This is a genomic window from Streptococcus oralis, from assembly GCF_002386345.1.
In the GTDB taxonomy this organism is placed as follows: domain Bacteria; phylum Bacillota; class Bacilli; order Lactobacillales; family Streptococcaceae; genus Streptococcus; species Streptococcus oralis_S.
In genome coordinates this window covers 1091405-1113772 of record NZ_CP023507.1, presented here as the reverse complement: position 1 = coordinate 1113772, position 22368 = coordinate 1091405, and the positions used below count along the sequence as shown (strand labels likewise).

Here is a 22368-nt window from a genome sequence, read left to right as displayed (position 1 = left end):
AATAACTTAAGAGAGGAGAAAATATGGAAGTCATTATCGAAAAAATCAAAGAGTATAAAATCATTGTCATCTGTGCTGGTTTGGGTTTAGCCTTAGGCGGATTTTTCCTGTTAAAACCAACTTCACAAACATCTGTGAAAGAAACAAATTTGCAGGCTGAAGTCGCAGCTGTTTCAAAGGATTCATCGTCTGAAAAAGAAGTGAACAAGGAAGAGAAGGAAGAATCTCCTGAACAAGATCTGATAACAGTAGATGTCAAAGGTGCTGTTAAATCGCCAGGGATTTATGACTTGCCAGTAGGTAGTCGTGTCAATGATGCTGTTCAAAAGGCGGGTGGCTTGACAGAGCAAGCAGACAGCAAATCGCTCAATCTAGCTCAGAAAGTTAGTGATGAAGCTCTGGTTTACGTTCCAACTAAGGGAGAAGAAGTAGCTAGTCAACAGACTGCTTCTGGGACGGCCTCTTCGACGAGCAAGGAAAAGAAGGTCAATCTCAACAAGGCCAGTCTGGAAGAACTCAAGCAGGTCAAAGGACTTGGTGGCAAACGAGCCCAGGATATTATCGACCATCGTGAGGCAAATGGCAAATTCAAGTCGGTAGATGAATTAAAGAAAGTCTCTGGCATTGGCGCAAAGACCATAGAAAAGCTAAAAGATTATGTCACAGTGGATTAAGAATTTCCCTATCCCCCTAATCTATCTGAGCTTTCTGTTGCTCTGGCTTTACTATGCCATTTTAGGAGCGTCCTATCTCGCACTGCTAGGTTTTGTTTTTTTGCTCGTCTGTCTCTTTTTCCAATTTCCTTGGAAACCGGCTGGAAAAGTTCTAGCGATTTGTGGAGTTTTTGGATTTTGGTTTCTGTTTCAAAACTGGCAACAGACACAAGTGAGTCAAGACTTGGTTGGCTATGTTGAAAAGGTGAGGATTTCACCAGATACCATCAAAGTCAATGGGGATAGTCTGTCCTTTCGGGGCAAGGCTGAGGGTCGCACCTTCCAAGTTTACTATAAACTCCAGTCTGAGGAGGAGAAAGAGCTCTTTCAGGCCTTAACAGACCTTCACGAGATAGAGATAGAAGGAAAACTTTCAGAGCCTGAAGGTCAGAGGAATTTTGGTGGCTTTGACTACCAAGCCTATCTGAAAACTCAGGGGATTTACCAAACTTTGACTATCAAGAGTATCCAGTCAATGAGAAAGATTAGCAGTTGGGATATAGGAGAAAATCTGTCCAGTTTACGTCGAAAGGCTGTAGTTTGGATCAAGATGCACTTTCCAGATCCTATGCGCAATTATATGACAGGTCTTCTTTTAGGACATTTGGACACGGACTTTGAGGAGATGAATGAGCTCTATTCCAGTCTTGGAATTATCCATCTCTTTGCCTTGTCGGGTATGCAGGTAGGCTTTTTCATGGATGCCTTTAAGAAACTCCTCTTGCGATTGGGCTTAACTCAAGAAAAGTTGAAGTGGCTAACTTATCCCTTTTCTCTTATCTATGCAGGTCTGACAGGATTTTCAGCATCTGTTATTCGCAGTCTCTTGCAAAAGTTACTAGCACAACATGGTATTAAGGGCTTGGATAATTTTGCCTTGACGGTCCTTGTCCTTTTTATCATTATGCCAAACTTTTTCCTAACTGCAGGAGGAGTCTTGTCCTGCGCTTATGCTTTTATCTTGACCATGACCAGCAAAGAAGGCGATGGGATCAAGGCTGTTGCCAGAGAAAGTTTGGTCATTTCTTTGGGAATATTGCCCATTCTATCCTTTTATTTTGCAGAATTTCAGCCTTGGTCTATCCTTTTGACCTTTGTCTTTTCCTTTCTGTTTGATGTGGTCTTCTTGCCGCTTTTGTCCATCTTATTCATTCTGTCCTTCGTTTACCCAGTCACTCAGTTTAACTTTGTCTTTGAGTGGTTGGAGGGCGTCATTCGCTTGCTATCGCAGCTGGCAAGTAGGCCCCTGGTCTTTGGTCAACCCAACGCATGGCTGTTGATTCTACTGTTAGTTTCATTAGCCTTGGTCTATGACATGAGGAAAAACATCAAAAGACTAGCAGGAGTCAGTCTTTTTATTGTGGGGCTCTTTTTCTTGACCAAGCATCCACTTGAAAATGAAATTACCATGCTAGATGTTGGGCAAGGGGAGAGTATTTTCCTACGGGATGTAACTGGTAAAACCATTCTCATAGATGTAGGTGGTAAGGCAGAATCTGATAAGAAAATCGAGGCTTGGCAAGAAAAGGCGACGACCAGCAATGCCCAGAGAACCTTGATTCCTTATCTTAAAAGTCGAGGAGTAGATAAGATTGACCAGCTGATTTTGACCAATACAGACAAGGAACATGTTGGTGATTTACTGGAGGTGACCAAGGCTTTCCATGTTGGAGAGATTTTAGTATCAAAAGGAAGTCTGACACAGAAGGAATTTGTAGCGGAACTAGAAGCAAGTCAAACTAAGGTGCGCAGTGTGACAGCAGGGGAGAATTTACCGATTTTTGGCAGTTACTTAGAAGTCCTATCTCCAAGGAAGATTGGAGATGGGGATCGTGATGATTCTCTGGTTCTTTATGGAAAACTTTTGGATAAGCACTTTCTCTTTACTGGAAACTTGAAGGAGAAGGGAGAGAAGGAACTTTTAAAGCAATACCCTACCTTAGAGTTGGATATCTTGAAGGCAGGTCAACATGGTTCAAAGACTTCATCTAGCCCAGCTTTTTTAGAGAAGCTCAAACCAGAGCTTACTCTCATTTCAGTGGGCAAGAACAATCGTGCCAAACTCCCCCATCAGGAAACCTTGACACGAATTGAAAATATCAATAGCAAAGTTTACCGAACTGACCAGCAAGGAGCCATTCGCTTTAAAGGATGGAATAGTTGGCGAATGGAAACGGTGAGATAAAATAGATAAACTTTTTTGAAAAAAATAACTTTTTATCTTGACAAGGAATAGAAAACTTGGTATCATATAAAAGTTGAGAAAAGCAGAAGTGAGAGCTTCTCGCCTTGTGACATCAAGTTGCCTGGCCCTACGGATGAAAAGTTTCTAAGAAACGCTATCATAACGTGCGGGCTTGTATCATTACGAGTCCGCTATTGTTTTTCTCTAATAATAAAAAAGAGGTGAAAACCATAGCAAAGCAAGACTTATTCATCAATGATGAAATTCGTGTACGTGAAGTTCGCTTGATCGGTCTTGAGGGAGAACAGCTAGGCATCAAGCCACTCAGCGAAGCGCAAGCATTGGCTGATAGTGCAAATGTTGACTTAGTATTGATTCAACCCCAAGCAAAACCACCTGTTGCTAAAATTATGGACTACGGTAAGTTCAAATTTGAGTACCAGAAAAAGCAAAAAGAACAACGTAAAAAACAAAGTGTTGTTACTGTGAAAGAAGTTCGTCTGAGTCCAACTATTGACAAGGGTGACTTTGACACAAAACTTCGCAATGCACGCAAGTTCCTTGAAAAAGGAAATAAAGTTAAGGTATCCATTCGCTTTAAAGGGCGTATGATCACCCATAAAGAGATTGGTGCAAAAGTTTTAGCCGAGTTTGCTGAAGCAACACAAGATATTGCGATCATCGAACAACGAGCTAAGATGGATGGACGCCAAATGTTCATGCAGTTGGCGCCAGCAACTGACAAAAAATAATTGTCAGAAAGTTAAATAAAGGAGAAAAAATCATGCCAAAACAAAAAACACACCGCGCATCAGCTAAACGTTTCAAACGTACAGGTTCTGGTGGACTTAAACGTTTCCGTGCTTACACTTCTCACCGTTTCCACGGAAAAACTAAGAAACAACGTCGTCATCTTCGTAAAGCATCTATGGTGCATTCAGGAGATTTCAAACGTATCAAAGCAATGCTTACTCGCTTGAAATAATAGCCTAACAGTAAGTAAACAATTCTAGGAAATATTTGGAGGAAATAAAACATGGCACGTGTTAAAGGTGGCGTTGTATCACGCAAACGTCGTAAACGTATTCTTAAATTAGCAAAAGGTTACTATGGAGCTAAACACATCTTGTTCCGTACTGCAAAAGAACAAGTAATGAACTCTTACTACTATGCATACCGTGACCGTCGTCAGAAAAAACGTGACTTCCGTAAATTGTGGATCACTCGTATCAATGCGGCAGCTCGTTTGAACGGACTTTCATACTCACAATTGATGCATGGTTTGAAATTGGCTGAAATCGAAGTTAACCGTAAAATGCTTGCTGACTTGGCTGTTAACGATGCAGCAGCTTTCACAGCTCTTGCAGATGCAGCTAAAGCAAAACTTGGTAAATAATGACAACTGTTTCATTCTTACTCTCGTGGTTTTTACCGCAGGAGTAGGGTGAAACTTTTTTATTTTCCTTAAACGATTTTCGATTTTAAAGAGTAAATCACAGATTTTTTCAAAGAAAATAGGATATTTCCTGTATAATAGGTATATCTAAAAAAGATTTGGAGTTAGAAGAAGATGATAGTAGGTATTGATTTAGGAACGACTAATTCTTTAGTGGGGGTTTATCAAGATGGTCAAATCAAGCTGATTCCCAATGCTTTTGGTGAGTATTTGACTCCATCTGTTGTGGCTTTAGATGACAATGATGAGATTATAGTTGGAAAAATTGCCAAGGAACGCTTGGTGACTCACCCAGATAAGACGGTTTCACAATTCAAGCGTTTTATGGGGACTAAACATGAGTTGACCCTAGGAAATCGAGCATATAAGGCTGAAGAATTAAGCTCTTTTATCATTCGAAAGTTGGTAGACGATGCAGAGACCTATCTTGGAGAAAAGGTCGAGGAAGTGATTGTCAGTGTACCAGCTTATTTCAACGATGCTCAACGCTATGCGACCAAACTAGCAGGGAAATTTGCTGGAGTTCAGATTGATCGGATTATCAATGAGCCTTCCGCAGCTGCTCTTGCTAAAAGATCTATGGTAAACCAGGAAGATCAATCTTTTATTGTAGTCGATTTTGGTGGTGGAACTCTAGACATTTCAGTTGTGGAGCTTTTTGATAATATCGTTGAAATCGTGTCAATCGCAGGGGACAATCGCTTGGGGGGAGAAGACTTTACTGCGGCTATTGCTGAGGAATTTTTAGTCTCCAATCAATTAACCAAGGATACGATTTCCCGTGAATTTTATGGCAAAATTCTGGTACAGGCTGAAAAGACAAAGCTGGAACTGAATGATAAAGAAGAAGTGAAGATGACAGTGATGGACCAAGATCAGGAATACTCTTTAGACTTGAGCTACCAGCGCTTTTATGAGCTTTGTCAACCGCTGCTAGCACGTGTTAAGGCTGTTTTGGACCGTGCCTTGATGGACGCACGCTATAGCTATGTGTCTTCTGATAATTTTGTTCTTGTTGGTGGGACTTCGAAACTCCGCTTGGTTCAGGACTTTTTATCCTACTGTATCAATCAAATGGTGCAGGTATCTGATGATCCTGATCGGATGATTGCGAGAGGTTGTGCCCTTTTAGCAGGAATAAAAGAACGCCAGGGTGAGATACGAGATTTATTACTGTCTGATATTTGTCCTTTTACACTGGGGATTGAGATAGTTGGCGACCGCTTTTCGCCGATTATTGAGCGAAATTCTACCCTCCCTGCTTCACGCATCGAACAGTACTATACGGCTGAATTGGGACAGAGCCAAGTCAAGATAAAGGTCTATCAAGGTGAGATGATGAAAGCATCACAAAATCTGTTCCTAGGAGAATTAGAAGTTCCCGTCCCTGTGAATACTCGAGTAAATGAAAGTTTCACAGTTCGATTTACCTATGATTTAAATGGGATTTTGGATGTCGAAGTGAAAATTGATTCAACACAGGAAGTCTTTAGTCATGTTATTCTCCAAGATAGTGTTACTCTGACAGAAAAGGAAATCAAGGCTAAGCAAGTAGAGTTGACTCGCTATAAGATTAATGCTCAAGAAACAGAGGTTTATCGTTTCTTGATTGAAAAAGCGAATCGTGTGTACAGTATGCTCTTGGGGAGAAGAAGAGATGAGCTAATGGCTGAAACTAGACGATTTGAAGAAGAGGTCAGTCAAGCATCTGTTTATCATTTGCCAAAACTTTATCAATCATTTTCAAACTATCTAGACTTTCTAGAGCGAGGACTATAAAAGAGGAGACCTTATGAATATATGGGAAACTTTAGGGATAGAGCCAACGACTGACGTCAAGCTTATTAGAAGGCGTTATGCTGAATTGGTTCGGCTCTATCACCCAGAAGACCAACCAGAAATTTACCAAGAAATTGTTGAAGCTTACCAAAAAGCCCTGACTTATGCGAGGTCTAGAAACACAAGACCAGAAAATAGTCTCAAAAAAGCGAGTGACTCTCAAGAAGCTACTGAACTTGAAGAAGAGGCGAATGAAAAGCCTAACTCTAGTCTCAACTTTGAAAACTTGACTGAAAAAACGAAGACTGAGAACGAAGAGTCTGAAAGATCTGGTCTTGATTTCAGTGATTATCAGCAATCGACTGATAAAACCAGCGATTCCTTTAACTTTGAAACCTTTAAAGCAGAAGAGAATGAGCAAAAGTCCACCCTTGACTTTAGTGACTATGATGAGGAAGTTCAGCTAAATGGAGATTCTGAAGAAAGAGCTACGAATACCCTCAACTTTGAAACGTTTGGTGACGAAGAGAACCGTGGGCAAGAAGGAACAACAAGGTCTACTCTTGACTTTAGTAGTTATAATGAAGCAGCCTATTTGATTCGAAATGCGATTGAAAGTATTGTTAAAAATGATGATTACAGTCCAGAAGAACAAGAGCATCTATGGCGTCAGTTCTTTCATCAGTATCAGTATGATATGGACATTGTTCAATCCGTTTTAGAGGAAATGGATGTTTATATTTTTAATAAACCGGAGCAATTTTCTATCCTCATTCCCTTGCTGGAAGACTATATACCTGACTTCCGATACTGGGGCTATTACTATAAACTGAAGCATTGGAAGGTTAAAAGAGCTACCGCCTACAAAAATGGAGAGTCTCTTGAAGATGCAAAAAAAGAAATTTCGAATTTGTATTCTTCTTATCGTTTATGTCAAGCAATCCTTGAAGATTCCCAAAGAGCTAATCAGATTGGAACTTGGATAAAATTTTTCAGTCAATCATTTTCTCCTAGTACTGTCCTTTTTCTCTTGAATAACAGTAAACAAATGATTACTTGCATTCCAGTTTTGGCTTATATCTTGGAGAAGATTAAACCAGAGGTTGGAGAAGAGGAACAAAAAGCCTATGATGAACTTCTAGCTTACTTTGAGGAATTACAAGCAGATTCAGAAGAACCATTCGATATCCATTCTTATAATTTGCTAAATCCATCGGAGGTTGAGGAAAAACTATATCTTTTACTCTATAGTCCATACCAAGACGAGTACAAACTGTTACGTGATTGGCAATATCTTTTTGAAACAGTTCAAGATCACACGCTCCTACTTGATTTGTTAGAAAAGGTGGACGTCTATCCTTTAACCAATGCGAAAGTGTTAGCTCTCGTTCTTCAATTTGTAGAGCGTTACAGTGATGAGGAATCAAATCCTTACCTGAAAAAACTCCATTTCTGGAAGAGTATCCATTCTTATCCTTCAGTGGTAGAGGAGTATGCACTTAACAAAAAAGAAAATTTTGATTACTGGTACAATGAAGGTTATCTTTATATAGATAAACTCACTAAGAACGATGAAGATATCAATGATTGGGATAAGTGGAGAAGCTACTTTAAAGGAAGACCACGCATTCTAACGGTTTTGCTTCAACAGATCTATAAGGAGTACCGTCGATTCACAGACGGGGAGCTCCTGAGATATGTTTTAGCTCCTTTTCCTACTTCTAAAATGGCTCCCCAAATGATGACGGAGGAGACAGACCAGAAACTAGAAGAGATGACGACTTATGCCTATGAACTTAGTCATCCGAAGGCCAGACTCTCTTATTTGGATTGGAAAAAAAGACAGGTCTTTAAAAATAAGTTTCTTCAGTTTTTCTTTAGTCTATTTACGATTGTAAGTTTGCTGCTCAGTATTATAGAGAGACCTGGTTATAATTCATGGGTTCATGCTGGTATGTTTTCTCTCTTTTACGTCTATATGCTAAAATTAAGGAAAACACCGATTGAGGAGGGAGTGACTGCTAGAGGAGAAAAACGGAAATTCTACTACAGCCCCCATCCATGGTTCCTACTAATCTTGCTATTGACCCTCGTCATTCCATCCTTACCGTTTGGCCTCATCGGTGCCCTTATGTTCATTACATTTTTCAGCTTCATCGATGGTTTCCAAGTGAGTCAGGGGCTGAAATGGGATTATTCTTTGGATAAGCTGATTCCTGTTGGTATCTTTCTTTCTGCTGGCTTTCTTTCTGCTTTGGCAAATCAAAGCCAGACTATTTCAGGAGTTGCAATATCTTACTTCCATATTTTTGCAATCCTTGTGATTTGCTTGTCCTTTACAAGATTTAGTCCTGGATTTCCACCATCTCTGAAGAAAATCCTTCTTCCAGCAATCTTGGGAATTCTACTCTTTCAAACGTTGCCATATATTCACAGCCGTTTAGATATCTTTGATCCAACTATTCTACGAAATGAAACTCTGGCCATAACCGTTATCCTCTTGTTAAATGGAATCGCTTTGTCTTATTTTACAAAGGAACAAGGCTTCATGATTGGTGTGAAGAAGGTCTTTATGATTTATGGATTGCAGATCTTTATTTTCTTAAGAAGACTATTCAGAATCCTATTCGCACCAAATTCAGTTTTCGGTAATAACTATCATTACAAAGACTTACTAATCATGAACAGCGAATTTACGTTCTACTTCCTCGAGGGGCTTTTTATCCTGATCATGCTTTTCCTTATTCGCAATATACGCAAGGAAAATCGTAAAAGTGCTGCTTAGAATGAAAGCGTAGAGAAGAAGACTCTAGTTCAAGTTTCTAGTAAATTTTGTCCATTAAGGGTATAATAGAACTATTAAAATGAAAGAGGTAATGAAAATGGCTTCAAAAATGCTACACACTTGCTTGCGAGTAGAAAACCTTGAAAAATCAATCGCTTTTTATCAAGATGCTTTTGGATTTAAAGAATTGCGTCGCAGAGATTTTCCAGATCATGCTTTCACCATTGTCTATCTAGGACTTGAGGGGGATGACTATGAGTTGGAGTTGACCTATAACTATGATCACGGTCCTTATGTGGTAGGAGATGGCTTCGCCCATATCGCCCTCAGTACACCTGACCTTGAGGCACTTCATCAAGAACACAGCAACAAAGGCTATGAGGTTACAGAGCCCAAAGGCCTACCAGGTAACCCACCAAACTATTACTTTGTCAAGGATCCGGATGGCTACAAGGTCGAAGTCATTCGTGAAAAATAATCCAGTAAGATCAAGTAGAATGTTCGTTTTCTACTTGACTTTTTTACTTTGAAAGAGTATACTAATACAAATTTAACCTTTAAGGGGAGTCCAGAGAGACTCACAAGGTGTCAGATAAAAGGGATAGGGGACTCTTTGCGGAGACTTTTTAAGTGTGCGCATGAGTTCTGTCCTATCTCGACTGAGACCTTGCAATAGCAAGGTCTTTTCTTTATCTGGTCCCCTTAAAATTTAAGGAGGAAAATCATGAATCCCACATGTAAGAAGCGTATGGGTGCGATTCGTTTGGAAACCATGAAGGTGGTCGCACAAGAGGCAATTGCGCCAGCAATCTTTGAATTAGTCCTAGAAGGAGAAATGGTTGAAGCCATGCGAGCTGGCCAATTTCTCCATCTGCGCGTGCCTGATGATGCCCATCTCTTGCGTCGTCCTATTTCAATCTCATCTATTGACAAGGTTAAGAAGCAGTGTCATCTTATTTATCGGATAGAGGGTGCTGGGACAGCTATTTTTTCAACCTTAAGTCAGGGAGATACTCTTGATGTGATGGGGCCTCAGGGAAATGGTTTTGACTTGTCCGACCTAGACAATCAGAGCCAAGTTCTCCTCGTTGGAGGAGGAATTGGTGTTCCACCCTTACTTGAGGTAGCCAAGGAATTGCATGCGCGTGGGGTGAAAGTAGTGACAGTCCTCGGTTTTGCCAACAAGAATGCTGTTATTCTCGAAACAGAATTGACCCAATATGGTCAGGTCTTTGTAACGACAGATGATGGTTCTTATGGCATTAAGGGAAATGTATCTGTTGTCATCAATGATTTAGACAGTCAATTTGACGCCGTCTACTCATGTGGAGCTCCAGGAATGATGAAGTACATCAATCAAAGGTTTTATGACCACCCAAGAGCCTATCTATCTCTAGAATCTCGTATGGCTTGCGGAATGGGGGCCTGCTATGCCTGCGTTCTAAAAGTACCAGAAAGTGAGACGGTCAGCCAACGTGTCTGTGAAGATGGTCCTGTTTTCCGTACAGGAACAGTTGTATTATAAGGAGAAAGTCATGACTACAAATCGTTTACAAGTTTCTCTACCAGGCTTGGACTTGAAAAACCCCATCATACCAGCATCAGGCTGTTTTGGTTTTGGCCAAGAGTATGCCAAGTACTATGATTTAGATCTTTTAGGCTCCATTATGATCAAGGCGACGACACTTGAACCCCGTTTTGGCAATCCTACTCCTAGGGTAGCAGAGACACCTGCTGGCATGCTCAATGCAATCGGTTTACAAAATCCAGGTTTAGAAGCTGTTTTAGCTGAAAAGTTGCCTTGGCTGGAAAGAGAATATCCTTCGCTTCCCATCATCGCCAATGTAGCAGGCTTTTCAAAACAAGAGTACGCTGCCGTTTCTCAGGGGATTTCCAAGGCTACAAATGTAAAAGCTATCGAGCTCAATATCTCTTGTCCGAATGTGGATCACGGCAATCATGGACTTTTGATTGGGCAAGATCCTGACTTGGCTTATGAAGTGGTAAAGGCAGCTGTGGAAGCCTCTGATGTGCCAGTTTATGTTAAATTAACCCCTAGTGTAACGGATGTTGTCACCATCGCCAAAGCCGCAGAAGATGCAGGGGCAAGTGGCCTAACCATGATCAATACCCTTGTCGGTATGCGCTTTGACCTTAAAACCAGAAAACCAATCCTAGCCAATGGAACAGGTGGAATGTCTGGACCAGCAGTCTTTCCAGTAGCCCTCAAACTCATCCGCCAAGTCGCCCAAACAACCGACCTTCCCATCATTGGAATGGGAGGAGTGGATTCTGCTGAAGCAGCGCTAGAAATGTATCTGGCTGGTGCCTCTGCTATCGGAGTTGGAACAGCCAATTTTACCAATCCATATGCCTGTCCTGATATTATTGAAAATTTACCAAAAGTCATGGATAAATACGGCATTAGCAGTCTAGAAAATCTCCGTCAGGAAGTCAAAGCCAATCTGAGATAAGCTAGGTCTTCCTTATCGTCAACAAGAAATAGAATCTTCATCAATTTGTAATATTTCCGTCGATTAACTATGTTACAATAGGGTTTAGAAAACGTTATTGGAGCATTTAAATGAAACGATGGAAAGTGGCCCTAGTAAGTGCTGGCTTATTGGGGTGTTTTTTTACTGTAGTGGAGACAGCAAAAGCAGAAGAGGGGACGTGGCAAGGAAAGACCTACCTCAAAGCAGACGGGAAACCAGCAACCAAGCAATGGCTTTTTGACCAAACGCATCAGAACTGGTTTTATCTTAAAGATAATGGTCAACGTGCAGAAAATGGCTGGTTGACAGTTGGTGGTAAAGATTACTATTTTAACGAAGCTGGAAAATTAGCTACGAAAACGTGGGTTGGCCAGTACTATGTGACTGAAAGTGGTGCTAAAGCAAAGGAACAGTGGGTATTTAATCAGGAAAAAGAATCCTGGTATTATCTAAAGTCTGATGGTCAGAAAGCTCAAAAAGAATGGATTCAACAAGGTCAAGAAAAATATTACCTTAAAGAAGACGGGAAAATGGCCAAAGATGAGTGGATCACTCAAGGTGAGAACCAGTACTACATCAATTCACAAGGTAAAATGCTGAAAAATGCTTGGCTTGGTAAGACCTATTTGTCAGAAAATGGTCATAAGGTTAAACAAGCCTGGATTTATGATGACAACTATAGCAGTTGGTTCTACCTTCAACAAGATGGTACCTATGCTGAAAATGGCTGGCAAACCATAGATGGAAAGGACTACCATTTCAAATTTGGAGGCTATCTTTCTACCGAGCGCTGGATTGGCCGCTTCTATGTTGCAAAGAGTGGAGCCAAATTGAAATCGGAATGGCTCTTTGATAAGAATTATGATGCTTGGTTTTACTTGAAATCTGATGGTAGCTATGCCGAAAAAGGCTGGCAAACTATTGATGGAAAAGATTACCATTTCAAATTAGGTGGCTATCTTTCTACCGAGCGCTGGATTGACCGCTTCTATGTTGCTAAAAGTGGAGCTAAATTGAAATCGGAATGGCTCTTTGATAAGAATTATAACTCTTGGTTTTACTTGAAAGCTGACGGAACCTATGCTGAAAAAGGTTGGCAAACCATCAAAGGCAAGGATTACCATTTCAAATTAGGCGGCTACCTCTCTACGGAAACTTGGATTGACCGTAGTTATGTGACCAGCAGTGGAGCAAAAGCAGGCAAGGGCTGGCTCTTTGACAAGAATTATAACTCTTGGTTCTATATTAACTCTGATGGAAATTATGTCAATAAAGAATGGCTCTGGGATAATGGTTACTACTATCTCAAATCTGGTGGTTATATGGCTGCGAGTGAGTGGGTATGGTACAAGAACAATTGGTTCTACCTCAAGTCAAATGGAAAGATGGCTGAGAAAGAATTAATCTACGATTCATCTGACCAATCATGGTACTACCTTAAATCAGGCGGTTATATGGCAAAAAATGAAACTGTGGATGGCCATACCTTGGATGCTTCTGGTAGATGGCATGTTGCGGATAAAACCAAATATTACAAAGTTAAACCCATCACAGCCTATGTCTATAGTGCATCTGGAGAAATCTTAAGTTACATTAACCAAGGAAGCATTGTTTCACTGGATAGCTTGACGCGAAAAGGTGGCCGACTTGCAGTTTCGATTTCTGGCTTGTCTGGCTATATGAATCAAAGTGATTTGACAGCAGTGGATGAAGGAAGCGAGTTTATCCCTCATTATACTAGTGATGGGAAATTCCTTTACCATGAACTCTCTCCATACACGAGTATCAAAGTAGCTCCACACACTTCTGCTATGGTTATTGGTAAGAAGTACTACTCAACTGATGGAGAGCATTTTGATGGCTTTACCATTAAAAATCCTTTCCTCTATAAAAACTTGAGAGAACCAAGTAATTATAGTGCAGCTGAATTGGATAAACTGTATTCAATGATGAACTTGCAGGATAGTCCTCTAGCAGGTAAAGGAGCGACTTTCAAAGAAGCTGAGGAACGCTACGGTGTCAATGCCCTTTACTTGATGGCACATAGCGCTCTTGAAAGTGCGTGGGGACGTAGTCAAATTGCCAGAGATAAGAACAACTTCTTTGGTATTGCTGCTTATGATACGAGCCCATATCTCTCAGCCAAGAGCTTTGATAATGTGGACAAAGGAATTCTCGGAGCGGCCAAGTGGATCCGTGAGAACTACATCGACTATGGCAGAGACCACCTTGGAAATAAAGCAACCGGGATGAATGTTCGCTATGCTTCTGATCCTTACTGGGGTGAGAAGATAGCCAGCATCATGATGACTATCAACAGCAAACTTGGTTGGAAAGACTAATCAAAAGAAATCAACGATAACTACTGAAAAGTGGTTATCGTTTTTGTATATCTGGCAATAAGTTGATTCTATAGCTTTTTACACTTGAAATATTTAAAACAATATATTAAAATATAGAGGAGATTATTTATAAATTGAGGAGTTTAAAATGAAGAAATCAATGATTGTTGGGCTTATTACTTTTATTGCTTTAGGTTTGGCAACAGGATACTATTTCTTATCCTATGCGCCTCATCAAGCTGCTGTAACTAAGTTTGAAGATGTAGTAAAGGATTTAAATGAAAAGAATAAAGAAGTTGAAGATCAAATAGCTGAGGCTGAAAAGGTTATTGAGAATAATGAAGAACCTCTTGATTCTAAGACATTGGAAGAATTGAAATCAACTATAAAGGATAGCAAAGATTCACTTCGTAAAGAACCAGAAATGGAGAAAGCGACTGCTAAGATTGAGAAGCAAATTGAAGAATTAAGTCAACCATTAGATTATAGTGAAACAAAAAAGAATTTGTCTGAAAAATTGACTCACTATCAAAATAGCATTCTTCAATTAAAACAAATTACAAATCCTTCTAGTTCTTTTATTGAAGAAAGACTCAAAGAAATTGAATCAATTACTGGAGTACAATCTGTTACGGAGGATAATGACCCTAATAAAAAATTAAATAAACAAGGAGGATATACAGCGTCTGTATATTTCGTTGACAAGCAAGTGAATGAATCTGTAGAAGGCTCAGATATTGTTCAAAAAGGTAATGATGCTGGTGGAAATATAGAAGTTTATAAGACAAAAGAAGATGCAGAAAAGCGCAATACTTATATTAGTGCTTTTGATGGAACTGCTTTAAATCCGGGATCCCACTATGTTTATGGAACCATATTAATTCGCACTTCGCACCATTTAACAGGAGCGCAACAGAAAGAACTGACTGAGAAAATCTACAATAAATTAATTGAACTGAAATAATTAAAAAATTGGATAGCTATTTGTTTTATTGAACTAAGATACAGTCAAAAAGCCGTTGGAAAACGGTTTTTTGTTATAATTAAATGAAGAATGTAGAATTGAAGGAGAACATCATGACTTTTGAAGAAATCCTGCCTGGATTAAAGGCCAAGAAAAAATATGTACGAACTGGTTGAGGAGGGGCTGAAAACTATGTTCAGCTTTTTGACACTATCGAGCAAAACGGGGTTGCACTTGAAGTGACGCCTTATTTCCTAATCAACGTGTCTGGGGAGGGAGAAGGTTTTTCCATGTGGAGTCCGACACCTTGTGATGTTTTGGCGACAGATTGGGTAGAAGTGCATGACTAGACGTGTATTGATTACGGGAGTGAGTTCAGGGATTGGTCTGGCTCAAGCTCGACTCTTTTTAGAGAATGGCTATCAAGTATATGGAGTGGACCAAGGTGAAAATCCACTCTTGGAGGGTGATTTTCACTTTTTACAGAGAGATTTGATCTTAGACTTGAAACCTGTTTTTGACTGGTGCCCTCAGGTGGATGTTTTATGTAATACTGCAGGAGTTTTGGATGCTTACAAACCCTTACTGGAACAATCAGCCCAGGAAATTCAAGAGATTTTTGAAATCAACTATATGACTCCTGTTGAGTTGACTCGTTATTATTTGACGCAAATGCTGGAAAATAAAAAAGGAATCATCATCAATATGTGTTCGATTGCTTCAAGTCTAGCTGGCGGAGGTGGTCACGCCTATACCTCGTCTAAGCACGCCTTAGTTGGCTTTACCAAGCAGTTGGCTCTAGACTATGCAGAGGCAGGTATTCAGGTCTATGGGATTGCTCCAGGGGCAGTCAAGACAGCTATGACCGCTGCGGACTTTGAACCAGGTGGCTTAGCTGACTGGGTAGCTAGTGAAACGCCAATCAAGCGCTGGATTGAGCCAGAGGAAGTAGCAGAAATTAGCCTTTTCTTAGCAAGTGGAAAAGCGAGCGCCATGCAGGGACAAATTTTGACAATAGATGGTGGCTGGTCTTTGAAGTAGGAGGAGTTGGATGGAAATCAAAAAACACTTTGGAGTCTATGCTGTTTGCTTTGAAAATGGGAAGTTACTCTGCATTGAAAAAACGAGGGGCCCTTATCAACATCGTTATGATTTACCAGGTGGTAGTCAGCAACTTGGGGAAGGATTGACGGAAACGCTGATTAGAGAAGTTATGGAAGAGACGGGATATACTGTTAGAAGCTACTCCAATCCTCGAATCTACGATGTTTTCGTCAGGGAAGAGTTAAAAAATTTTATGGTTCACCATATCATGGCATTTTATGATATTGAGGTCAACGAGAAGGAAGCTCAAGTCACGATTTCTGAAGCTGTCTCTGATGGTGCGAATGATTCACTCGGATATGTTTGGATGGATATTCAGAAAATCACAGAAGAAAATGCATCACCATTAGTCTTGAAGGTTAAGTCTGAATTATTAGAATTTCCAGAACTGGATAAGACTTCTTACATGAATTGGAAGGTGAATGATGAGAAACCAACTTGTCCTTAGTGGAGAACAAATTGTTGAAAAAGTGTATCCTCAGTTATTGCACCACGTCGGTATGATTCGTGGAGAATACTTACTGAGAGAGCTTAATCAAAACATCCTATTACCAAGTTGTCAGCAATTTGTAAAAGATTATCTAGATACCATTTGCTCCTTGTACTCAGATGAAGAGGTTTGGTATCGTTTTTCAGAGTTAACAAATACAGAAGCTAATTGTTTAGAGGGGACTAAAGAGCATTTTGATGAAAATCATCCCTTGTTTGGATATAGAGGGATAAGGCGTTTGCTGGCGTGTCCGAATGAATTTCAGGCTGAGGCACATGTCGTTACAGAAGTTTATCAAACCAATCCTAATCTGTCTGTTATTTTTCCTTTTGTCAATGATGCCGACCAATTAAAACAAGCTATTAGAGTATTGCGTGAGCATGGTTTTACTGGAAAAGTCGGTACAATGATTGAATTACCGTCAGCATATTTTGACTTGGACAGGATACTGGAAACTGGTATTTCAAAGATTATAGTTGGAATGAATGATTTGACTTCTTTTGTTTTTGCGACTGTGAGAAACAGTCAATGGCATGATATGGAAAGTCCAATAATGTTAGATATGCTGAGAGACATGCAGGATAAAGCAAGGATGAAAAAGATTGACTTTGCTGTAGCAGGCTATCTGAATGCTTCTTTCATACAAAAAATGAATCAGATGGGTATCAAGTGTATTATCCACTACAGTTCTATTCCAGAGATTTTTAATTTAGAGATTGATCATCCAGACCATCTCAAACGTGTAAAAGAAGTGAGTAAAAAATTACAAAGGAGCAACCCATGACACCGCAAGAAATGTGGAATGCGTATAAGCAAATTAACCCCTCGATTGGAGATGAGATAGATGCCTGGGCTTTTGGAGTGGAAGGCGATCTCTTGGCAGGTTTGGTTTTAAAAGGCGAAAAGACAGCAACCGCCTCAGCCTACGACCTCTACGCAATAGAGGACGAACCTCTTCCGCAAGAAGGGACCTTCGATGTCATTTTAGACAGTCAAAATCAGGCTGTCTGCATTGTCGAAATTACTAAGGTCTCCGTTCAGCATTTCAATCAAGTTTCTGCAGACCATGCCTATAAGGAAGGTGAGGGAGACAAATCTTTAGCCTATTGGCGTCAGGTTCATGAAGACTGTTTCACCGAGTGGATGAGGGAAGCTGGGCTGCCTTTTACGCCTGACAGCAAGGTCGTTTTGGAAGAATTTCGCAAGGTCTACCCACTGTAGACTGCAGAAGGAAGAAAGTTTTGGAAATTACCGTCCAATCCTTTTTTCTAAAGCAAAACATGATATAATAAGTTTGTTTGAAGAAGAGTAAAACTCTTAAACTTAGAATAGGAGAAAACTATGCAAGCAGTTGAACATTTTATTACCCAATTTGTTCCTGAACATTATGATTTATTTTTAGACTTGAGTCGTGAGACCAAGACCTTTTCCGGGAAGGTAACCATTACTGGTCAAGCACAGAGTGATCGTATTTCCCTTCACCAAAAAGACTTGGAAATCACTTCTGTGGAAGTTGCAGGTCAAGCTCGTCCATTTACAGTTGACCATGACAATGAAGCCCTTCATATCGAATTGGCTGAGGCTGGTCAAGTTGAATTAGTCATCGCTTTTTCAGGAAAAATCACAGACAACATGACAGGTATTTACCCTTCTTACTACACAGTTGATGGAGTCAAGAAGGAAGTCTTGTCTACTCAGTTCGAGAGCCATTTTGCGCGCGAAGCCTTCCCATGTGTGGATGAGCCAGAAGCAAAAGCGACTTTTGACCTCGCTCTACGTTTTGACCAAGCAGAAGGTGAAGTGGCCTTGTCAAACATGCCAGAAATTGATGTGGAAAACCGTAAGGAAACAGGCATCTGGAAGTTTGCGACAACACCTCGTATGTCTTCTTACTTGTTGGCCTTTGTAGCAGGTGATTTGCAAGGTGTGACCGCTAAAACTAAAAACGGTACCCTTGTAGGTGTCTACTCAACCAAAGCTCACCCATTATCCAACCTTGATTTCTCACTGGACATCGCCGTTCGCTCTATCGAGTTTTATGAAGATTACTACGGAGTTAAGTACCCAATCCCTCAATCACTTCACATCGCCCTTCCTGACTTCTCAGCAGGTGCTATGGAAAACTGGGGTCTTGTGACTTATCGTGAAGTTTACTTGGTTGTGGATGAGAACTCAACCTTTGCTAGTCGACAACAAGTTGCCCTTGTTGTGGCACATGAGTTGGCTCACCAATGGTTTGGTAACCTCGTGACTATGAAATGGTGGGATGATCTTTGGCTTAATGAAAGCTTCGCAAACATGATGGAATACGTCTGTGTGGATGCCATCGAGCCAAGTTGGAATATCTTTGAAGACTTCCAAACAGGTGGAGTTCCAGCGGCGCTTAAACGTGACGCGACGGATGGCGTTCAGTCTGTCCATGTCGAAGTCAAACACCCAGATGAAATCAATACGCTCTTTGATGGCGCTATCGTCTATGCTAAAGGAAGCCGTCTCATGCACATGCTTCGTCGTTGGCTAGGTGATGCGGATTTCGCTAAAGGATTGCATGCCTACTTTGAAAAACACCAGTACAGCAATACCATCGGTCGTGACCTTTGGAATGCTCTCGGACAAGCATCAGGTCGTGATGTTGCAGCCTTCATGGACTCTTGGTTGGAACAACCTGGTTACCCAGTTCTCACTGTCAAAGTTGAAAATGATGTCTTGAAGATTTCACAAAAACAATTCTTTATCGGTGAGCATGAAGACAAGAACCGCCTCTGGGTAGTGCCACTCAACAGCAACTGGAAAGGTCTACCAGATACACTTGAAACTGAAAGTATCGAAATTCCTGGCTACGCCGCTCTTCTTGCTGAAAATAAAGGAGCACTTCGCCTTAACACTGAAAATACAGCCCACTACATTACAGACTATCAAGGAGACTTGTTAGATGCTGTTCTTGCTGAGCTAGAGTCACTTGATAACACAAGCAAACTGCAAATCGTCCAAGAACGTCGTCTGCTTGCTGAAGCAGGGCACATTTCTTATGCTGACTTGCTCCCAGTCCTTGATAAACTTGCTAAGGAAGAGTCTTACCTTGTTGTTTCAGCTGTTTCTCAAGTGATTGCTGCCCTTGAACGCTTTATCGATGAAGGTACAGAAGCTGAGAAAGCCTTTAACAGTCTGGTTGCTAAATTGGCTCGTCATAACTATGACCGTCTTGGTTTTGAAGCTAAAGACGGAGAATCAGATGAGGATGAATTGGTTCGTCAGCTGGCCGTTTCTATGATGATTCGCTCCAATGATGCAGAAGCTAGTCAAGTCGCTAGTCAAATCTTTGCAGCTCATAAGGAGAACCTTGCAGGACTTCCAGCAGCCATCCGTGCACAAGTTCTCATCAATGAGATGAAACACCATGAGACCAAGGACTTGGTCGCAACTTATCTGGACCTCTACACTCATGCGACGGATGCGGTCTTCAAACGCCAGTTGGCAGCTGCTCTAGCCTACAGTACAGATGCTGACAATATCCAAACCTTGATTAGTTCATGGAAGGACAAATTTGTGGTCAAACCTCAAGACCTTTCTTCATGGTACCTCCAATTCCTCGGACACCAAGCAACTCAAGAGACTGTTTGGGTATGGGCGCGCGAAAACTGGGATTGGATCAAGGCAGCTCTTGGTGGCGACATGAGCTTTGACAGCTTTGTCATCTTCCCATCACATATCTTTAAAACAGAGCAACGCTTGGCAGAGTACAAGGAATTCTTTGAACCACAACTTTCTGACCTAGCTCTTAGCCGTAATATCCGCATGGGGATCAAGGATATCGCAGCGCGTGTTGACTTGATTAAGCGTGAAAAAGCTGCAGTAGAAGCTGTTGTAGCCCAATATGCTAAAGCTTAATTCGTTTATGTAAACAAAAACTCAACTTTCTATCTGAAAAGAAGAGAGAGTTGAGTTTTTTTTAAGGCAATTTTGGTATAATAATCATAAGAAGGAGGAGTTTCTGATGATAAAAATCTTATTAGTAGAAGATGACCTGGGTCTGTCAAACTCAGTATTTGACTTTTTGGATGATTTTGCAGATGTCATGCAGGTCTTTGATGGAGAAGAAGGTCTCTACGAAGCTGAAAGTGGCGTTTATGACTTGATTTTGCTTGACCTGATGTTGCCGGAAAAAAATGGGTTCCAAGTCTTGAAAGAATTGCGTGAAAAAGGAATCACGACACCAGTCCTTATCATGACTGCCAAAGAGAGTTTGGATGACAAGGGACACGGTTTTGAGCTTGGAGCGGATGACTACCTCACCAAACCTTTCTACCTTGAAGAACTCAAAATGCGAATCCAAGCCCTTCTCAAACGTTCAGGTAAGTTTAACGAAAACACCTTGACCTATGGAGATATTGTCGTCAACCTTTCAACGAATGAAGTGAAGGTGGAAGACACTCCTGTGGAACTACTCGGAAAAGAGTTTGAATTATTGGTTTACTTCCTTCAAAATCAAAATGTTATTCTTCCTAAGACGCAAATTTTTGACCGTCTATGGGGATTTGATAGCGATACGACGATTTCCGTTGTAGAAGTCTATGTCTCAAAAGTTCGTAAGAAATTGAAGGGAACAGCCTTTGCTGAAAATCTTCAAACCTTGCGTAGTGTCGGGTATATTTTAAAAGATGTTCAATAAACTAAAAAAAACATGGTATGCGGATGATTTCAGCTATTTCATTCGAAACTTTGGAGTGTTCACCCTGATCTTCTCTGCTATGACCTTGATTATCCTCCAGGTCATGCACTCGAGTCTCTACACTTCTGTAGATGAAAAACTCCAAGCCCTTAGTAGCAGTCCCCAAGCGGTTATCCAGTTAGCCCTGAATCGGGCAACTGAAGTGGTTAAGGATATTCAACCAGCAACAGCGGATGCCAACAAGGCTGAAATCAAGCCCAATGTCAGCTCCAATACGGAAGTCTTGCTCTTTGACAAGGATTTTAATCAGCTCTTACTGGGCAATCGCTTTTTAGGTTTGGACAAGATCAAGCTGGACAAAAAGGAGTTGAATCACATTCGCCAAATCCAAGTTGTCAATAGCTATGGTCAGGAAGAAACCTATCGGATGATTTTGATGGAAACCAACTCATCTTCCGTCTCAAGTAACGTCAAATATGCTGCGGTTTTAATCAATACCAGCCAGCTCGAGCAAATCAGCCAAAACCACGAGCATTTAATTGTTGTAGTCATGGCTAGTTTCTGGCTCCTGTCTTTAATTGCCAGTGTTTATCTGGCACGTGTCAGTGTCAAACCCTTGCTGGAAAGTATGCAAAAGCAGAAGTCCTTTGTTGAAAATGCGAGTCACGAACTGAGAACGCCTTTGGCCGTTTTACAAAATCGTTTAGAAAATCTCTTTCGAAAACCAGAGGCAACGATTATGGAATCCAGCGAAAGTATCGCTTCCAGTCTTGAAGAAGTTCGCAACATGCGCTTCCTCACGACCAATCTTCTCAACCTTGCACGTCGCGATGATGGAATTAAACCAGAAATAGCAGAAGTATCACCACAGTTCTTTAAGACGACCTTTGCTAACTATGAGTTGATTGCTTCTGAAAATGATCGTATTTTTGAGTATGAAAATCGGATTTATCGTCCCTTTATGACCGATCAGTTGCTCCTAAAACAGCTCATGACCATCTTATTTGACAATGCCATCAAGTATACTGAAGAAGATGGGAAAATTGAGTTTATAGTCCATGCTACAGATCGTCACCTCTATCTAACAGTAACGGATAACGGAATTGGAATCTCAGCTGCTGACAAGAAGAAAATCTTTGACCGTTTTTATCGTGTAGACAAGGCAAGAACTCGTCAGAAAGGTGGCTTTGGTCTTGGACTATCCTTGGCCAAGCAAATCGTAGATGCCTTACGAGGAACGATTAGCGTAAAAGATAACAAACCTAGAGGAACAATTTTTGAAGTTAAGATCGCTATTCAATCTCCTTCAAAACGTAAGAATAAATAAAAAAGACAGTTAGAGAACTGTCTTTTTTGATAACTAGAAAAGAGGTTGGTAGTAGTACC

At 40.8% G+C, this 22368-nt stretch carries 19 protein-coding genes, 1 pseudogene and 1 other annotated feature; all 20 genes and pseudogenes read left to right on the top strand.

Annotated features, from left to right (window positions below):
• Window positions 1–23 precede the first annotated feature (23 nt).
• A complete protein-coding gene (locus tag CO686_RS05570) occupies window positions 24–674 on the top strand; it encodes a helix-hairpin-helix domain-containing protein (protein ID WP_000452009.1) in 651 nt (216 codons plus the stop codon).
• Window positions 658–2898: a DNA internalization-related competence protein ComEC/Rec2 gene (locus CO686_RS05565; protein WP_096753610.1), complete on the top strand. Its 2241-nt coding sequence runs from the start codon at window positions 658–660 to the stop codon at window positions 2896–2898. Before CO686_RS05570 ends, CO686_RS05565 begins: the two co-directional genes overlap by 17 nt.
• 74 nt (window positions 2899–2972) lie before the next feature.
• Window positions 2973–3104: a sequence feature (ribosomal protein L20 leader region), on the top strand.
• Window positions 3105–3119: 15 nt separating this feature from the next.
• On the top strand, window positions 3120–3650 hold the full coding sequence (gene infC, locus CO686_RS05560; RefSeq protein WP_000848184.1) for a translation initiation factor IF-3: 531 nt from the start codon (window positions 3120–3122) through the stop codon (window positions 3648–3650).
• 32 nt (window positions 3651–3682) lie between these two features.
• Window positions 3683–3883 (top strand): 50S ribosomal protein L35, encoded by a 201-nt coding sequence (gene rpmI, locus CO686_RS05555; protein WP_001125942.1) that lies wholly within the window; start codon window positions 3683–3685, stop codon window positions 3881–3883.
• A gap of 51 nt (window positions 3884–3934) precedes the next feature.
• Window positions 3935–4294 carry a 50S ribosomal protein L20 gene (gene rplT / locus CO686_RS05550; RefSeq protein WP_000124830.1) on the top strand — a complete coding sequence of 120 codons (360 nt, stop codon included), beginning with the start codon at window positions 3935–3937 and terminating at the stop codon, window positions 4292–4294.
• A gap of 174 nt (window positions 4295–4468) precedes the next feature.
• On the top strand, window positions 4469–6133 hold the full coding sequence (locus CO686_RS05545) for a molecular chaperone HscC (RefSeq protein WP_096753609.1): 1665 nt from the start codon (window positions 4469–4471) through the stop codon (window positions 6131–6133).
• A gap of 13 nt (window positions 6134–6146) precedes the next feature.
• A complete protein-coding gene (locus CO686_RS05540; RefSeq protein WP_049479185.1) occupies window positions 6147–8918 on the top strand; it encodes a J domain-containing protein in 2772 nt (923 codons plus the stop codon).
• A 97-nt stretch (window positions 8919–9015) separates the two neighbouring features.
• Complete coding sequence (gene gloA / locus CO686_RS05535; RefSeq protein WP_033629915.1) at window positions 9016–9396, top strand: lactoylglutathione lyase; 381 nt, start codon at window positions 9016–9018, stop codon at window positions 9394–9396.
• 246 nt (window positions 9397–9642) lie between these two features.
• Window positions 9643–10443: a dihydroorotate dehydrogenase electron transfer subunit gene (locus CO686_RS05530; RefSeq protein WP_096753608.1), complete on the top strand. Its 801-nt coding sequence runs from the start codon at window positions 9643–9645 to the stop codon at window positions 10441–10443.
• On the top strand, window positions 10406–11392 hold the full coding sequence (locus CO686_RS05525; protein WP_172844175.1) for a dihydroorotate dehydrogenase: 987 nt from the start codon (window positions 10406–10408) through the stop codon (window positions 11390–11392). Before CO686_RS05530 ends, CO686_RS05525 begins: the two co-directional genes overlap by 38 nt.
• 110 nt (window positions 11393–11502) lie before the next feature.
• On the top strand, window positions 11503–13755 hold the full coding sequence (locus tag CO686_RS05520) for a glucosaminidase domain-containing protein (protein ID WP_096753607.1): 2253 nt from the start codon (window positions 11503–11505) through the stop codon (window positions 13753–13755).
• Window positions 13756–13903: 148 nt separating this feature from the next.
• Complete coding sequence (locus CO686_RS05515; RefSeq protein WP_000749424.1) at window positions 13904–14719, top strand: hypothetical protein; 816 nt, start codon at window positions 13904–13906, stop codon at window positions 14717–14719.
• A gap of 113 nt (window positions 14720–14832) precedes the next feature.
• Window positions 14833–15069 (top strand): annotated as a pseudogene (locus CO686_RS05510) (DUF2829 domain-containing protein).
• Window positions 15062–15760: a 3-oxoacyl-ACP reductase gene (locus CO686_RS05505; protein WP_000198460.1), complete on the top strand. Its 699-nt coding sequence runs from the start codon at window positions 15062–15064 to the stop codon at window positions 15758–15760. Before CO686_RS05510 ends, CO686_RS05505 begins: the two are co-directional and overlap by 8 nt.
• Window positions 15761–15770: 10 nt before the next feature.
• Window positions 15771–16271 (top strand): NUDIX hydrolase, encoded by a 501-nt coding sequence (locus CO686_RS05500; RefSeq protein ID WP_000403335.1) that lies wholly within the window; start codon window positions 15771–15773, stop codon window positions 16269–16271.
• The gene (locus CO686_RS05495) at window positions 16249–17097 is read left to right on the top strand and encodes a putative PEP-binding protein (RefSeq protein WP_002880722.1); all 849 of its coding nucleotides are present in this window, start codon (window positions 16249–16251) and stop codon (window positions 17095–17097) included. The genes CO686_RS05500 and CO686_RS05495 overlap by 23 nt, the downstream gene beginning before the upstream one ends.
• Complete coding sequence (locus CO686_RS05490) at window positions 17094–17534, top strand: ASCH domain-containing protein (protein WP_000188817.1); 441 nt, start codon at window positions 17094–17096, stop codon at window positions 17532–17534. Before CO686_RS05495 ends, CO686_RS05490 begins: the two co-directional genes overlap by 4 nt.
• A gap of 120 nt (window positions 17535–17654) precedes the next feature.
• On the top strand, window positions 17655–20201 hold the full coding sequence (locus tag CO686_RS05485) for a M1 family metallopeptidase (protein ID WP_001149146.1): 2547 nt from the start codon (window positions 17655–17657) through the stop codon (window positions 20199–20201).
• Between the two features lie 106 nt (window positions 20202–20307).
• On the top strand, window positions 20308–20982 hold the full coding sequence (gene ciaR / locus CO686_RS05480; RefSeq protein WP_000590630.1) for a two-component system response regulator CiaR: 675 nt from the start codon (window positions 20308–20310) through the stop codon (window positions 20980–20982).
• Window positions 20972–22309: a sensor histidine kinase gene (locus CO686_RS05475; RefSeq protein ID WP_096753606.1), complete on the top strand. Its 1338-nt coding sequence runs from the start codon at window positions 20972–20974 to the stop codon at window positions 22307–22309. Before ciaR ends, CO686_RS05475 begins: the two co-directional genes overlap by 11 nt.
• Window positions 22310–22368: the final 59 nt, after the last annotated feature.